Origin of the sequence: Rudanella paleaurantiibacter (genome assembly GCF_009184635.1) — a bacterium.
Classification (GTDB): domain Bacteria; phylum Bacteroidota; class Bacteroidia; order Cytophagales; family Spirosomataceae; genus Rudanella; species Rudanella paleaurantiibacter.
Genome location: NZ_WELI01000010.1, coordinates 36,492 through 51,108, shown reverse-complemented (window position 1 = coordinate 51,108; position 14,617 = coordinate 36,492). Strand labels below are relative to the sequence as shown.

At 53.8% G+C, this 14,617-nt stretch carries 10 protein-coding genes; 5 read left to right on the top strand and 5 right to left on the bottom strand.

Annotated elements, in window-relative coordinates; all coding sequences use genetic code 11:
* Positions 1–162: 162 nt before the first annotated feature.
* Positions 163–1,059: a 4-hydroxy-tetrahydrodipicolinate synthase gene (gene dapA, locus F5984_RS20985; protein WP_152126182.1), complete on the bottom strand. Its 897-nt coding sequence runs from the start codon at positions 1,057–1,059 to the stop codon at positions 163–165.
* A 78-nt stretch (positions 1,060–1,137) separates the two neighbouring features.
* Positions 1,138–3,264, bottom strand: coding sequence for an NAD-dependent DNA ligase LigA (gene ligA, locus F5984_RS20980; protein ID WP_152126181.1), 2,127 nt, complete (start codon positions 3,262–3,264; stop codon positions 1,138–1,140).
* A 244-nt stretch (positions 3,265–3,508) separates the two neighbouring features.
* On the opposite strand from ligA, the gene rpe reads away from it, so the two are divergent.
* Both rpe and F5984_RS20970 read left to right on the top strand, forming a co-directional pair.
* Positions 3,509–4,192, top strand: coding sequence for a ribulose-phosphate 3-epimerase (gene rpe / locus F5984_RS20975; protein WP_152126180.1), 684 nt, complete (start codon positions 3,509–3,511; stop codon positions 4,190–4,192).
* A gap of 40 nt (positions 4,193–4,232) precedes the next feature.
* Positions 4,233–5,654: an alpha-amylase family glycosyl hydrolase gene (locus F5984_RS20970; RefSeq protein ID WP_152126179.1), complete on the top strand. Its 1,422-nt coding sequence runs from the start codon at positions 4,233–4,235 to the stop codon at positions 5,652–5,654.
* A gap of 371 nt (positions 5,655–6,025) precedes the next feature.
* On the opposite strand, the gene F5984_RS20965 is transcribed toward F5984_RS20970, so the two are convergent.
* Positions 6,026–6,700 carry an ABC transporter ATP-binding protein gene (locus F5984_RS20965; protein WP_152126178.1) on the bottom strand — a complete coding sequence of 225 codons (675 nt, stop codon included), beginning with the start codon at positions 6,698–6,700 and terminating at the stop codon, positions 6,026–6,028.
* A 202-nt stretch (positions 6,701–6,902) separates the two neighbouring features.
* Between F5984_RS20965 and sucC the strand changes: the two genes are divergently transcribed.
* On the top strand, positions 6,903–8,120 hold the full coding sequence (sucC, locus tag F5984_RS20960; protein WP_019986885.1) for an ADP-forming succinate--CoA ligase subunit beta: 1,218 nt from the start codon (positions 6,903–6,905) through the stop codon (positions 8,118–8,120).
* A 109-nt stretch (positions 8,121–8,229) separates the two neighbouring features.
* On the opposite strand, the gene F5984_RS20955 is transcribed toward sucC, so the two are convergent.
* The gene (locus tag F5984_RS20955) at positions 8,230–9,090 is read right to left on the bottom strand and encodes an N-acetylmuramoyl-L-alanine amidase-like domain-containing protein (RefSeq protein WP_152126177.1); all 861 of its coding nucleotides are present in this window, start codon (positions 9,088–9,090) and stop codon (positions 8,230–8,232) included.
* A 36-nt stretch (positions 9,091–9,126) separates the two neighbouring features.
* Complete coding sequence (locus F5984_RS20950; RefSeq protein ID WP_152126176.1) at positions 9,127–10,833, bottom strand: alpha-amylase family glycosyl hydrolase; 1,707 nt, start codon at positions 10,831–10,833, stop codon at positions 9,127–9,129.
* A gap of 149 nt (positions 10,834–10,982) precedes the next feature.
* Between F5984_RS20950 and F5984_RS20945 the strand changes: the two genes are divergently transcribed.
* Together F5984_RS20945 and F5984_RS20940 are read left to right on the top strand one after the other, a co-directional pair.
* Positions 10,983–12,845, top strand: a complete 1,863-nt coding sequence (locus tag F5984_RS20945; RefSeq protein WP_152126175.1) for a glycoside hydrolase family 13 protein — start codon at positions 10,983–10,985, stop codon at positions 12,843–12,845.
* Between the two features lie 420 nt (positions 12,846–13,265).
* On the top strand, positions 13,266–14,606 hold the full coding sequence (locus tag F5984_RS20940; RefSeq protein WP_152126174.1) for a TolC family protein: 1,341 nt from the start codon (positions 13,266–13,268) through the stop codon (positions 14,604–14,606).
* Positions 14,607–14,617 lie beyond the last annotated feature (11 nt).

The window sequence follows — 14,617 nt, the reverse complement described above, 5'->3', positions numbered from 1 at the left end:
AAAAGCCCCCAGCAGGGCGTAACAGAAACCACTTGGGTTGTTACGCTCCGCTGGGGGCTTAAAAATTTTGGCGGCCATTCAACGAGTCGTGCACAAGTCGTGCACATTAAATCTCGGGGTACTTGTCTCACTCTTTGGAAACTCGCTCAATCGCTCTATTACTTACGCGACCAGTTCGAGCAGGTGATCCTGCTGAAGCACGGCCCGCTGCCGCTCGCTCAGGCTATCCGATGCTTTCATCAACGGCAACCGAACATGCCCCTCAATGAGGCCCATAATTTCAAGGATGTTTTTCACCCCAACTGGGTTGCCTTCTTCGTATAACAGGGGATCGATACGCAGGAAATGACCCAGTTCTTTCGACGCAAAAGCGAAATCACCGTGCAAGGCAGCATCGACGAGAGCGCTGAACCGGGCTGGTAAAGCGTTGGCAATAACCGACATCACGCCCACGCCCCCGATACTGATGATGGGCACAGCCTGCACATCGTCGCCCGAGATAAGGAGGAAATCTTCCGGCTTGTCGCGGGCAATTTCCATGCACTGCTCAATAATGCACGAAGCCTCCTTTACTCCGATGATGTTGGGGTGCTGGGCCAGCGTACAAACGGTCTCGGCGGTCATGTTGATGCCGGTCCGGGGCGGAATGTTATACAGAATTACGGGTACCGGCGAGGCATCGGCCACACGGGTGAAGTGTTCGATCACCCCCCGCTGACCCGGTTTATTGTAATATGGACAAACCGACAGGATGGCGTCAACGCCTTCGAGGTCAGTTTCTTTAAGCGTGTTCACAACGTCGGGCGTCACATTTCCCCCTACCCCGTACACGATGGGCAGCTGTTTCGGATTATTCTCCTTCAGGTACTGCAACAACTGTTTCTTTTCCGCTTTCGTCACCGTCGGCGACTCGCCGGTTGTGCCTTGCAGCACGATGTAGCGCACTCCTCCGTCTGAGACGTGCTGAATCAGACGGCCAAAGCCGTCAAAATCAATAGAATGGTCGGCGTGAAATGGCGTGACGATAGCCACTCCGACACCGTGAAAGCGATTGTTCATCAATCAGATTTAGTTGTGCAAAGATGGCTCCGACCTGAACCGGGCCACCCCAGCCGTATTATCACAAAGTTACGTCAATTACGTCAACATCGCCATGAACTCGTCCTCACTAATCATCGGAACGTTAAGGCTTTCGGCCTTACTTACCTTCGAGGGACCCGCATTTTCGCCCACAATAAGGAAGTTCAGTTTTTTTGAAACGCCACTTACCAGCTTGCCTCCGTGTGCGGCAATCTCGGCTTCGAGCTGCTCGCGGCTGAAGTTGGCAAACGTGCCCGTGTAAAGGAAGGTTTTACCAGTAAGCCGATCACTGCGCACCTCTACTACTTTGCGCTCACCCACAAACTGAAGCCCAGCCGCCCGCAACCGTTCCACGTAGTCCCGATTGTCGGGGTCGGCAAACCATTTGGCCACGCTTTGGGCAATCCGGGGCCCTACCTCCGGCACCGTTATCAGCACCTCCAGCGGAGCAGCCATCAGCGCGTCCATGGTCCCGAAATAGTCAACCAGTTTTTCGGCCGTTGTTGCCCCTACGTACCGGATGCCAAGTGCAAACAGCACATTGGTAAACGGTTGCTCCCGCGATCGTTCCACCGCTTTCAGGATATTGTCGACGGTTTTCTGACCAAATTTCACGGTGCGGGCTTTGCCAGGTTCCTCTGCCGGGGACCGCCCCGAACCATCGTCGGGCAAACTGGATGTGGCCGGGTAGGTTTTTTCGAGTCCGAGCAGCTTTTCGGTCGTCAGCTCATACAAATCGGCGGGCGATTGCACCAGCCCCCGCTCAATAAGCAACTCAATTTTTCCTTCGCCCAGGCTCTCGATATTCATAGCCCGTCGCTGAATGAAATGCTCGAACCGGGCCTGCCGCTGCGGAGGGCATCCTTTCTCGTTGGGGCAGTAGAAATGAGCCTGAACGCCCCCCCGTTCGTCTTCCATACGCACCAACGGGGTTTGGCAGGCGGGGCAGTTAGTTGGGTAAATAATGGGCCGCACGGCATCGGTGCGCTTGGTCAGGTCAACACCAGTAACTTTCGGAATAATCTCTCCGCCCTTTTCTACAAATACCGTGTCGCCCAACTGAACCCCTAATCGTTCGATTTCATTGGCATTGTGTAACGACGCCCGTTTGACCACCGTACCCGCCAGCAATACCGGAGTCAGATTAGCCACCGGCGTAACGGCCCCCGTGCGCCCTACCTGATAGGTAACGTGGTTGAGCGTTGTACTGGCGGCCATCGCCTTGTATTTAAAAGCAATTGCCCAGCGGGGACTTTTGGCCGTGTAGCCCAACTCGCGCTGCTGAGCGTAGCTATTCACCTTAATAACAATGCCATCGGTAGCCAATGGCAGCTCGAATCGTTTGGTATCCCAGTCGTTGATAAACTGCATCACCTCCCGAATATCGGCACACTTCCGCCACGTTGGCGACACATTGAAGCCCCAGCCTTTGAGCGCAATGAGGCTTTCCTCATGGGTTTTGAACACCTCCTCGTCGGCCAGAAATGAGTACAGATAACAGTCTAACCGGCGCTGGGCCACAATCCGGGAATCCTGTTGCTTAAACGTACCTGAAGCCGCATTACGGGGGTTAGCCAACAGAGGCTCTCCAATATCCTCACGTTCTTTATTGATCCGTTCAAACTCGGCGATAGGCAAGAACCCCTCCCCCCGAACTTCAAACAAGGCGGGCACCGGTGTAGATGCTTCCGGGCTTTGCCCCATGCGGTCGCTCACCCGAAGCGGCAGGGTACGGATAGTACGAATGTTAGCCGTGATGTCGTCGCCCCGAACACCGTCGCCCCGGGTGGCACCTTGCACCAGCACCCCATTTTCGTAGGTCATACTCAGGGCCACGCCGTCGAACTTCAGCTCACAAACGTATTCAAACGTCTGTCCGTCGAGGCCACGCCGAACCCGATTGTCAAACTCAACCAGTTCGGCTTCGGAATAGGTGTTACCAAGCGAGAGCATCGGAAACCGGTGATACACCGTAGCAAACTCCTTGCTGATACCACCACCCACCCGGTTAGTAGGCGAGTCGGGGCGTTTAAATTCGGGATATTGGGCTTCGAGAGCCGTTAACTGCTCCAGCATCCGGTCGAACGTAAAATCGTCCACTTCCGACACGCTGTTCTGGTAGTATTGGTGATTGTAATAATTGAGCTGGTCTGTTAGCCCATTTATCTGCTCCTGGGGCGACATGTACTAGTGCGTTGTATTGGGTAGGCCGGTACCCAACCGATGGGGCACCTCCGACAACAAAGCTACTACCCAACGGCCAACCTTCCATACCTTCTGCCCCAGTTCAGATGGCCAATATCCGACAGCCCACCTCGGGCTTTTCGGCAAAAAAAGTTAGTTTTACGGACAGAAAACCACTTAGTAACCGCTAAGCACGTTTCGGGGGGTAACAGACTTCTTTTTCGCCGTTGCCCCGTTATGAGCTATGAACCAACCGATTATTGCCCCGTCAATTCTGGCGGCCGATTTTGCCAATCTGCAACGCGATGTGGAATTGATTAACCACAGCGACGCCGACTGGTTTCATATCGATATCATGGATGGCGAGTTTGTGCCCAACATTTCGTTTGGCTTTCCGGTGCTGGAAGCCATCCAGAAACACGCCCGAAAACCTCTCGACGTGCATCTCATGATTGTGCAGCCCGACCGCTACCTGGAGCAGTTTGCTAAAGCGGGAGCCGCTACCATCACGGTTCATTACGAAGCCTGTACGCACCTGCACCGCACGCTTACCCGCATCCGCGAACTGGGTTGCAAGGCCGGTGTGGCCCTGAATCTGCAAACCCCCGTAACCGCTATTGAGGACGTACTCGATTCGATCGATCAGGTGCTGGTGATGACCATTAACCCCGGTTTTGGCGGTCAGAAACTGGTACCAGCCTCGATTCAGAAGGTACGTAAAATGCGCCGGTTGCTGACCGAACATCAGAGCCCCGCCCTGATTGAAGTTGACGGGGGCGTAGACCTGAATACGATCACAGCCCTGGCCGAAGCCGGTGCCGATGTATTTGTGGCAGGTACTTCGGTATTCAAGGCCGACGACCCGGCTGCGGCTATCCGGACCCTAAAAGAACGGCCCTTTGCGCCACAACCTTCTCCGATGGCTTAATATTTGTTCTTACCTACGAACGATCTTGCGACTAACCTATATGACGAAGTACTTGCTGGCCAGTGCGCTGAGCCTGTTGATACTAACCGGAGGCTGTAAAAACTCAACGCAAACCGACCAGACGGAAACGAGCACTACCCCTGCCGATACCACTACGGTTCAGTTTGGGCAGGCTCCACCCGCACCCGATTGGGCCAAAAATGCAACAATCTACGAAGTAAACACCCGGCAGTTTTCGCGGGAGGGGACCTTCAAGGCCGTTACAGCGCAATTGCCTCGGCTGAAAGAGCTGGGCGTCGATATTGTCTGGCTCATGCCGATCTACCCCATCAGCCTAAAAAATAAAAAGGGGCCGCTTGGTAGCCCCTATGCTGTAGCCGATTATATGTCGGTCAACCCGGAGTATGGCACCCTCGACGACTTCAAAGCACTGGTGCAGCGAGCCCACGCGCTGGGCCTGCGGGTTATTCTGGACTGGATTCCGAACCACACCGGCTGGGACCACAAATGGATTACCGAACACCCCGATTACTACACGAAAGTAAAAGGAAAAATGACCACCCCACTCGATCCGAAAACCGGCAAGCCGACTGATTGGACCGATGTGGTGGATCTGGATTACGACAACCCGAATCTGCGTAAGGCCATGATCGACGCCATGTCGTTCTGGGTGCGGGAATGCGATATAGACGGGTTCCGGTGCGATGTCGCGGGGTTCGTGCCCGACGATTTCTGGCAGGAAGTCCGCCCGGCCCTCGATAAGATTAAAACCGTGTTCATGCTGGCCGAATGGGAAGACGAACCCGGTCATTTTTCTAGCTGCTTCAACGCCAACTACGCATGGGGTATGCACACGGTCATGAAGGCCGTAGCGCAGGGAGCCCGCCCGGCTACCGTAATCGACTCCATGATCGTGCTTAACCAGAAGCGGTTTCCGAAATGGTTTTACCAGATGCAGTTTTTGCAGAATCACGACGAAAACTCGTGGAATGGCACCCTCACCGAATCGTTCAAAGAAGGAGCCGACGCCTTTGTGGTGCTGAGCCATACCATCGACGGGATGCCCCTGGTTTACAACGGGATGGAATCGAACCTGAACAAGCGGCTGGCTTTCTTCGAGAAAGACTCGATTCCCTGGGGCACGTACAGCAAAACCGACTTTTTTAAGTCATTGCTAACCCTCAAACACCGAAACCGTGCCCTCTGGAACGGTCAGGCAGGCGGCAAAGCTGTCAAGATTCAAACCGGCGACGACGACAAAGTCTACGCGTTTTACCGCAAAAAAGACAATGATCAGGTTACGGTTGTGCTCAACTTGTCGGATAAACCCGTAACCACCCGGCTCGAAGGAGCAGGCTACGAAGGTACCTTTATGGAAATTTTTACCCGCACTTCATCAGAAATGAAACCGGGGATGACCATTACCCTCAAGCCCTGGGAGTATCGGGTGTATACCAACTAATACAACGGGGGTACTTAAGGTCCAAACAAAAGGAGGCCGGTCAGAGTGTGGTAGTTTTACCCCTTCTGACCGGCCTCCTTTTGTTTGGGTACCCTATAAAAAACGAAAAAGCCAAGCGAGACTCTCTCTTGGCTTTCTGATTTACTCAACGTTATGAAAAACTTTTCTTTTCGACGCAATTATATAACAAAAGGGACTATGAAAGGTTTTCCACACTGTAGAAATTTTTCAACAAAAGTATAACTTCCTGTTTATTAGAATCTTAAAAATAATTAAAATCTAATTAATGGACACAACACAGGTTCAACTTCACCTAAAACCCGGACAAAAACACGCCTGAGGATTCACAAAATGAGTCAGTTAGGCCCCTCCTATTCCACCTCGGGAGGGTTGACCTGCCCATCTCGAATGACAATCTTCCGATCAGCCAAATCAGCGAGGGCTTCGTTGTGCGTGACAATGATAAAGGTTTGCCCAAAATTATCGCGCAGGTTGAAAAAGAGCTTGTGTAGTTCTTCCGCATTGTGCGAATCGAGATTCCCGCTGGGCTCATCGGCAAACACAACGGCTGGCTGATTAATCAGCGCACGGGCAACGGCGGTGCGCTGCTGCTCACCGCCCGACATCTGCGATGGGAAATGCCCTCCCCGGTCGGGCAGGCCAAGCGTTTGTAGCAAGGCCTGCGCCCGCTCGCGCACCTCACGTTCGGGTTTGCCCGCAATAAATCCCGGCAGACACACATTTTCGAGCGCCGTAAACTCAGGGAGCAGATTATTAAACTGGAAGACAAACCCAATCTTCTCGTTCCGAAAACGGGCCAATTGATTATCGTTCAACGCAAATACGTTCTGGTTGGCCAGAACAACATCGCCCGCATCGGGCCGGTCGAGGGTACCCAGAATATGCAGCAAGGTACTTTTGCCGGCACCCGACGCCCCCACAATGGACACAATTTCGCCGGAGTGGATGGTGAGGTCGATGCCCCGCAAAACGGGCAATGTACCGTACGAACGTTGAATATTGGAAGCGGTGAGAATGGGGGTCATAAATGAGTTATACGTGAACAACGAACCGTGAACAGCGAACGGTGTACCCTCGAAAGTTACCGGTGAATACGCGTTTGTTATGCATTGATAACTGAAAAAACTGTTCACTGCCTACTGTTCACTGCTTATTGCGTAGTAAATTGCCGCGCAAAATTAGTGTTTTCAACATTCCTTTCGGGCCGCTAAAGCGGTTGCATCCGTCATGAATATACACGAGTATCAGGGTAAAGAAATTTTAAAGCGCTACGGCGTTCGAATCCAGGAAGGCATTGTTGCCGAATCACCCGACAAAGCCGTTGAGGCCGCCAAGCAGATTATGGCGCAGACCAACTCCAAGTTTGTCGTGGTGAAATCTCAGATTCACGCCGGTGGGCGCGGTAAAGGTAAGGTTCAGGGATCAGAGCAGCGGGGTGTGGCCCTGGCTAAATCGGTCGAAGACGTACGCCAGATTTCCGAAAACCTGATCGGCAAAGTGCTTGTAACGCACCAAACGGGTCCAGAAGGCAAGAAAGTAAATAAGGTACTGGTAGCCCAGGACGTATTCTACCCCGGCGAATCGGAGCCTAAAGAAATGTATCTGGGTATCCTGCTCGACCGCTCGAAGGCCTGCAACGTAATCATGGCCAGCACCGAAGGCGGTATGGACATTGAAGAGGTTGCCGAAAAAACGCCGGAGAAAATTGTGAAAGAGTGGATCGACCCGGCGGTTGGTCTTCAGGCTTTCCAGGCTCGTAAAATCGCGTTCGGCCTCGGCTTGCAGGGCGAAGCATTCAAAGAGATGGTGAAGTTCGTAACGTCGCTTTATAAGGCGTACGTTGATACGGATGCCTCGATGTTTGAGATCAATCCCGTTCTGAAAACGTCGGACAACAAAATCTTGGCCGTTGATGCCAAGGTAAACCTCGACGACAACGCCCTCTACCGTCACCCAGATCTGGCTAATCTCCGCGACATCACGGAGGAAGATCCCCTCGAAGTTGAAGCCTCATCGAACGACCTGAACTATGTGAAGCTCGACGGTAACGTGGGCTGTATGGTAAACGGCGCCGGTTTGGCCATGGCCACAATGGACATTATCAAGCTGTCGGGTGGTGAGCCGGCTAACTTCCTCGACGTAGGGGGTGGTGCCAACGCTAAAACCGTTGAGGCTGGCTTCCGTATTATCCTGAAAGACCCGAACGTAAAAGCCATCCTGATCAACATTTTTGGAGGTATCGTTCGTTGCGACCGCGTGGCAACGGGTGTCGTTGAAGCCTATAAAGCAATCGGTGATATTCCGGTTCCGATCATCGTTCGTTTGCAGGGCACCAACGCGGCCGAAGGCGCAAAGATTATCGACGAATCAGGGCTGAAAGTTCAGTCGGCAGTGGAGCTGAAAGAAGCGGCCGAGAAAGTTCGGGCGGTTGTGGCTAACCTGTAATCGTTCGGTTTTTGGATTCATCGTGCACTTGCAGGTAAATCCAAATCAGCCATAAAAAAGGGGCGTAGCAGATTGCTACGCCCCTTTTTTATGGCTAAACGCAACTGGCTCACTCTGCACTGGCTGTGAGCGGGCTACCGGCGGGCTTGAAACGAGCCACCCGAATACCCGATAGCCAGCGATTGGCCAGTACGTACTCGGTAAGCGGCTGGCTCGTGAGTACGACACGCCCCAGATCCGACGATGCGTGCAACAGATGCACCCGGCCATTTTGCCAAACGGCAAACCCACAGTGCTTCATATCGAGGCCGGGCCGCGACGCGGTTAGCATAATAATATCGCCATCGCGCAGGTTGTTCTCTGCCTGACGCAGGTTTTTCTTCGGCACAAACGCAAATCGCTCCTGACTCAGCGCCGTTTCAATCTGAGCAATCTGTTTGTACACCGCTGGGTTCTGCAAAGCCGGATACTTATGCGTTTTGGCCGTCATGTACGACAACGGCTTCGATACCCGCACATGGCCCGTCAGTAATGACGTGACATCCTGTAAAATGCCTTTTCGTTCGTTGTCGCGTAGCCATTCCGAGAAATAGTGCAACCGACTGGCGTACCCGTCTATTTGTCCGTTTCGATACCGGATTCGGGTTAGCTGCTTCCGAAACAGCGTTTCGATTTGTGGGCCATTTTTCTTGTCGGCTACTTCGTGCCACGCCAATGTAAGCGCCATGGCCGTTTCGACAAAGGTGGTGCAATCGAACTCCCCCACATTGACCACCAGTTGCTCGGTGTCGGATTTGTCGAGCGTATGGGGTACGTAGGGTTTACCCAGAAACAGCCGTCCTACGCCTATCACCGTCTCCGAAACAGTTGGCCCTGAGGCCGAAGCCAACTCGCGGGGCTCGGGCAGGGTTTGGGCCATCACAGCGGAGGCCCACAGGATTTGAAACAAAAACAGGTAATAGTTATGCATAGGCTCGGTGGGTTAATGCAAGCATGAAATCGTAAACTACCGGATGTCAAGGATTAAGACGCCAAGCGGAGGCAAAGTCACCGGTACGCCCGACGAAGGGACTACCTCCGCATCAAAATCGGCACCAAATACATCGACAAACCGGTAGGGCGCCGTTTCGTCGAGTTGCATGGTTTGCCAGGCATGGCCCGGAATATGAATCGTAGTGTTGGCCCATTGCTCCCGGTCAAAATTGCACACAATCAATAAGCGCTGCTGCGGGGTGTGCCGCAGGTACGCATACAGCCGGTTGCCATTGTAGCCGGGAGTCTGGTTATTGGCCCACTGCAAATCGTAAAAAGCGCCGTTCTGAATAGCGTCGGACCCATTGACCAGTGCATTCAGCCGCCCATAAAAGGCTTTAAGCCGTTGTCCATCGGGCGAGAGGGCCGTGTTATCAAACCCCGACCGCAGATAGTCCTGCCATTCGGGAATGCCCCAATAATCGAAAATCGTAGTCCGGCCATCGTCGCCACTAAATCCTTCGCTCCCCTCGGCCCGAACCCCCAGCTCCTGCCCGAAATACAGCAACAGAGGCCCCGTGTGTAAGGTGGCCGTAACCACCATTGCCGGTACAGCAATCCAGGGGTTTCCGGCAAAAAACCGCGAGGCAATGCGTTGCTCGTCGTGCGTTTCGAGAAAACGGAGCATATGTTCGCTAAAATCGCCCGACTCCTGCTGCCACACGCGGGTGATGTCGTGGCACGAACCATGCCCTTCCATGAGCCGCCGGAGCGAGTCGTACAAGCCTACTTTATCGTACAGATAGTCGAAGCCCCCTTCGAAGATAAACCGCCGGTACAGACCGGGGTCGTAGATTTCGGCGATGAATATCAGATGCGGATACCGGCTTTTCACCTGCCCAATGGCCCATTGCCAAAACTGGACGGGAATCAGGTGGGCCATGTCGCACCGAAACCCGTCTACCCCTTTGGCGGCCCAAAACAGGAGAATATCGAGCATCTGATGCCAGGTAGCCGGGGGCGGGTCGAAATGGCCAACCCAGCCATTGAACACATCGAGACCGTAGTTGAGCTTCACGGTTTCGTACCAGTCATCAATACTGGGGGATTCGGTGAGTGAGCCGGAACCGGTCACTTTAGCCGGATATTCGCGGATTTGCTGGCGGTCGGGCTCACAAGCCGGCGTCACAAACTGACGGCCGGGGAGGTAATAAAAGTTGTTCTGGGTCGAAAATGCCTGTTGGGTGTCGTCGGCCTCACCCAAATCGCGCACGCCCCCCGGTTTTGTGTCCGAGTGGTACTGCCGCGCTACGTGGTTGGGTACAAAGTCGATGATTACCTTCAGTCCGTGGGCCTGTGTGCGCTTGAGCAGCTCTTCAAACTCGGCCATGCGGTTGGGCACATCGACGGCCATGTCGGGGTCAACATCGTAATAGTCCTTAACGGCATACGGCGAACCCGCCAGTCCTTTAACCACCGACGGGTCGTCGGGGCGGATGCCGAAGGCCGAATAATCCGTGGCAGTGGCGTGTTCCAGAATACCCGTGTACCAGATATGCGTGGCCCCAAACGCGCGAAGGTCCGTGAGGGCACGCTCGTCAATATCGGTAAACTTACCAACTCCGTTCTGGGCCAATGTCCCATTGCGGTGATTGGTTGTGTTCTGATTGCCAAACAGGCGGGTAAATATCTGATAGATGACCAGCTTATCCAGCTTAGGCTTCGCAACGGTGGTATTCATACGGCAAAATTAAGACGGGAATCCCGTAAGTACCTCGAAAACTCGACCAAGTCGTGCACCGGTCACTCGACTACTGGGTTACGAGAGCCGCGCATTATCCGGGTCTCATTTCCCTTTAGTACATTTGTCGGGTATCTTTTACCAATTTTATGAAACAATTCTGTGTAACCCTGCTTTGCCTGCTGGGGCTTTCGGCCGCTACGCTTCTGGCGCAGGATGCTCGTATTCAACGGGTTGACCCAACCAACTGGTGGGTGGGCATGAAAGACCCTAAACTCCAGCTGCTGGTGTACGGTAAAAACCTGAGCAAAGCGAAGGTGAGTACGCGGTATCCGGGCATCACGGTTGGCAAAATCACTTCTTTACCCAACACCAACTACGTCGCGGTTGACCTGACCATTGCCCCAACGACTAAGCCGGGGACTGTTCCGCTCCTGTTTACGGTAGGCGGACAAACCATTACGCACAACTACCGGATTGCCGCCCGCGACCGGAGCCGCGACCGTGTGCAGGGCCTCACCTCGGCCGATCTGGTGTACCTAATTTTGCCCGACCGGTTCTCAAACGGCGACCCCTCCAACGACAAGTTTCCCGATATGGCCGACCCTAACGCCGACCGAAACAACCCATACTACCGGCACGGGGGCGATTTGCAGGGCATTATCAACCACCTCGACTACTTCAACGAGCTGGGCGTAACGGCCCTTTGGCTCAACCCGGTTATCGAAAACGATCAGCCCCTGACCAACGAGGGCGGTGCCATGCGCTCGGCTTACCACGGGTACGGTTTCACCGACCATTACCGGGTAGACCGGCGGCTGGGCGGCAATGAGGCCTACAAGAAACTGGTGAACGAGGCCCACAAAAAAGGCATCAAGATTATTCAGGACGCGGTGTACAACCACGTGGGGGCCAACCATTGGCTGCTCAAGGACATGCCGGCCAAAGACTGGCTCAATCAATGGCCGACGTACACCAATACGTCGTATAAAGATCAGCCCCTGCTGGACCCGTACGCGTCGGAACTGGACAAAAAAGTGACCCTCGACGGCTGGTTTGTGCCTCACCTGCCCGACCTGAACCAGAAAAACCCGGTAGTGGCCAACTACCTCATTCAGCACGCCCTCTGGACGGTCGAAGAGTTCGGCATCGACGCCTGGCGCATCGACACGTACATTTACAACGATTTGGCGTTTATGAACCGGTGCAATCAGGCTTTGCTCGACAACTTCCCGAACATTCACCTGTTTGGCGAGTCGTGGGTAGGCAGCGTACCGAATCAGGCCTATTTCACCCGCAACAACATCGAATCATCGTTTAAATGCAACCTGCCCGGTGGCATGGATTTTCAGGTCTACAACGCCCTGAACGAAACCCTTAAGCGCGACAATCCCGAAACGGTGTACAGTGTACTGGCGCAGGATTATCTGTACAAAGACGCATCGCGCAACCTTATTTTCCTCGATAACCACGACACCGACCGGTATTTCTCAGTGATTGGCGAGGACATGAACAAGTTTAAAATGGGGCTGGTGTTTCTGATGACGAGCCGGGGTATTCCGCAGATTTACTACGGAACCGAAGTGCTGATGAAGAACTTTAAAGACCCCTCTGATGCCGAGGTTCGCCGGGATTTTCCGGGGGGCTTTGCCGACGATAAAGCGAACAAATTCACGGCTGCCGGGCGTACCAAAGTCGAAAACGACGTGTTTGATTTTGTGCGGCAGCTGGGTCAGTACCGCAAGCAGTCGGCGGCCCTGAAAACGGGCAAGCTGATGCAGTTTCTGCCCCAAAACAACGTGTATGCCTACGCTCGTTACACCGACGCCCAAACCGTGATGGTGTTTATGAACAGCGGCAAAAAAGACGCAACCGTTGAAACCGCCCGTTTTGCCGAGCGCCTGAGAGGCTACAGCCGCGCTCGCAATGTGCTGACGGGCGAGGTAATCTCAAACCTCACCACGCTCAACGTGCCAGCCCAAACGGCCCTGCTGCTGGAGTTGCAGAAGTAAGTGATTGAACAATGTACAATGCGTCATTAGGCTATCTGTTGACAATCAGCCACTCATTATACATTGTACATTGTTCATTCTCCATTTAACTCTGCTTGACTACTCAATACACAACCTGCTTCTGTACGGAAGCCTGAAGTAACAACCCAAACCACTGTCCGGGTCTTCGACCACCGACAGGGTTTGGGTTGTCTATTTAAGACGGTCAAAGGCGCGTTAGCCCACAACTTTTTAAAAATTTTCACTAACCCTAACTGGCTGTGTTTCGGGCTTCAGGCTCCCGACAGCCCCCTTTTACCCCCGGCAGGCCGACGGTAGGGCCGCCTGGTTGCTGAACAAAAAGGTAGTACCCGGTAGTTATCGGATAGTACACCCCGTTGACCAACTGGCAGCGGGGTGCCCTTGTTCGTTCACTCCGTTATGAAAAAAAGTTGGTTGACGCTGCTTCTCGGCCTAGGAACCGGATGCCTGCACATGGTTTTTGGTCAAAAATCGACCGATGCTTTAACCCAGCGAGCCCCCCTATCCGATTGCATCCAATACGCACTGGAAAATCAGCCCCTTCTCCGGCAGTCGGTCATTGATCAGAAAATAGCCGACAGAACCGTACGCTCTGCACAGGCAGGCTGGCTTCCGCAACTGAATGCCGGGTACAATCTGGTGCATAACCTACAACTACCGGTCACGCTTATCCCAGATGCCAACACAGGCGAACGCCGACCAGTGGCTCTGGGTGCCCGAAACACGTCGTCGGTATCGTTCTCATTGTCGCAGGCGATTTTTAACCGCGACGTACTGCTGGCCAACCGCACCGCCGATGCCTACCGGGTGCAGGCTACTCAGGTTACGGCCCAGAACAAGATCGATGTGGTGGTGAACGTGAGCAAGGCGTTCTACGACGTGATTCTGACACAACGACAGGTTGATATTCTGAACGAAGACATCACCCGCTTGCAACGCAGCCTGCAGGATGCCACCAATCAGTATCAGAGCGGGGTGGTGGATAAAACCGACGCCCAACGCGCCCGCATTGCCCTCAACAATGCCGTTGCGCAACGCAAACAGTTTCAGGATCAGGTGGGTGCCAAACAGCAAATTCTGAAACAGTACATGGGCTATCCGCCCAACGAGCGAATCAGGCTGACGTACGACACCCTGCAACTTGCCAATGAGGCTGCGCTCGATACCAACTTGCTCGTTGATCCCCAGAACCGCATTGAGTACCAGTTGCTACAAACTCAGGGACGCCTGCTCGACGCCAACGTGCAATACAATCGCTGGGCCTACCTACCCACGGTCAACGCCAACGCCAATTACAACCTGCTGTTTCAGAACAACGCGTTTACGCAGCTCTACAGTCAGGCTTTTCCGAATTCACTGATTGGTCTGTCGGTGCTGTTTCCGATTTTTCAGGGTGGCCGGCGGGTGCAACAGCTACGCATTGCCGAGTTGCAGGTCGACAGGCTCCGGTGGGACCGCACGGCTTTGGTGAGCGCTATTGATGCCGAATACGCCCAGGCCCTGTCGAACTACAAAGGCAATCTGGCCAACTACCTCGCCCTCCAGGAAAACCTCCAGCTGGCGCAGGATGTGTACCGCATTATCAACCTTCAGTACCGTTCGGGGATCAAAACCTACCTCGATGTGACCATTGCCGAGGCCGACCTGCGCACGGCCCGACTCAACGTATTCAACGCTCTGTATCAGGTGCTCATCAGCAAATTAGATGTTCAGCGGGCGTTAGGGACTATTTCGTTTTGATTCGTTTGACC

Excerpts from the sequence above, each read along its gene's own strand:
- dapA (WP_152126182.1), bottom strand. The coding sequence starts at position 1,059 with ATGAACAATCGCTTTCACGGTGTCGGAGTGGCTATCGTCACGCCATTT.
- ligA (WP_152126181.1), bottom strand. The coding sequence starts at position 3,264 with ATGTCGCCCCAGGAGCAGATAAATGGGCTAACAGACCAGCTCAATTAT.
- rpe (WP_152126180.1), top strand. The coding sequence starts at position 3,509 with ATGAACCAACCGATTATTGCCCCGTCAATTCTGGCGGCCGATTTTGCC.
- F5984_RS20970 (WP_152126179.1), top strand. The coding sequence starts at position 4,233 with ATGACGAAGTACTTGCTGGCCAGTGCGCTGAGCCTGTTGATACTAACC.
- F5984_RS20965 (WP_152126178.1), bottom strand. The coding sequence starts at position 6,700 with ATGACCCCCATTCTCACCGCTTCCAATATTCAACGTTCGTACGGTACA.
- sucC (WP_019986885.1), top strand. The coding sequence starts at position 6,903 with ATGAATATACACGAGTATCAGGGTAAAGAAATTTTAAAGCGCTACGGC.
- F5984_RS20955 (WP_152126177.1), bottom strand. The coding sequence starts at position 9,090 with ATGCATAACTATTACCTGTTTTTGTTTCAAATCCTGTGGGCCTCCGCT.
- F5984_RS20950 (WP_152126176.1), bottom strand. The coding sequence starts at position 10,833 with ATGAATACCACCGTTGCGAAGCCTAAGCTGGATAAGCTGGTCATCTAT.
- F5984_RS20945 (WP_152126175.1), top strand. The coding sequence starts at position 10,983 with ATGAAACAATTCTGTGTAACCCTGCTTTGCCTGCTGGGGCTTTCGGCC.
- F5984_RS20940 (WP_152126174.1), top strand. The coding sequence starts at position 13,266 with ATGAAAAAAAGTTGGTTGACGCTGCTTCTCGGCCTAGGAACCGGATGC.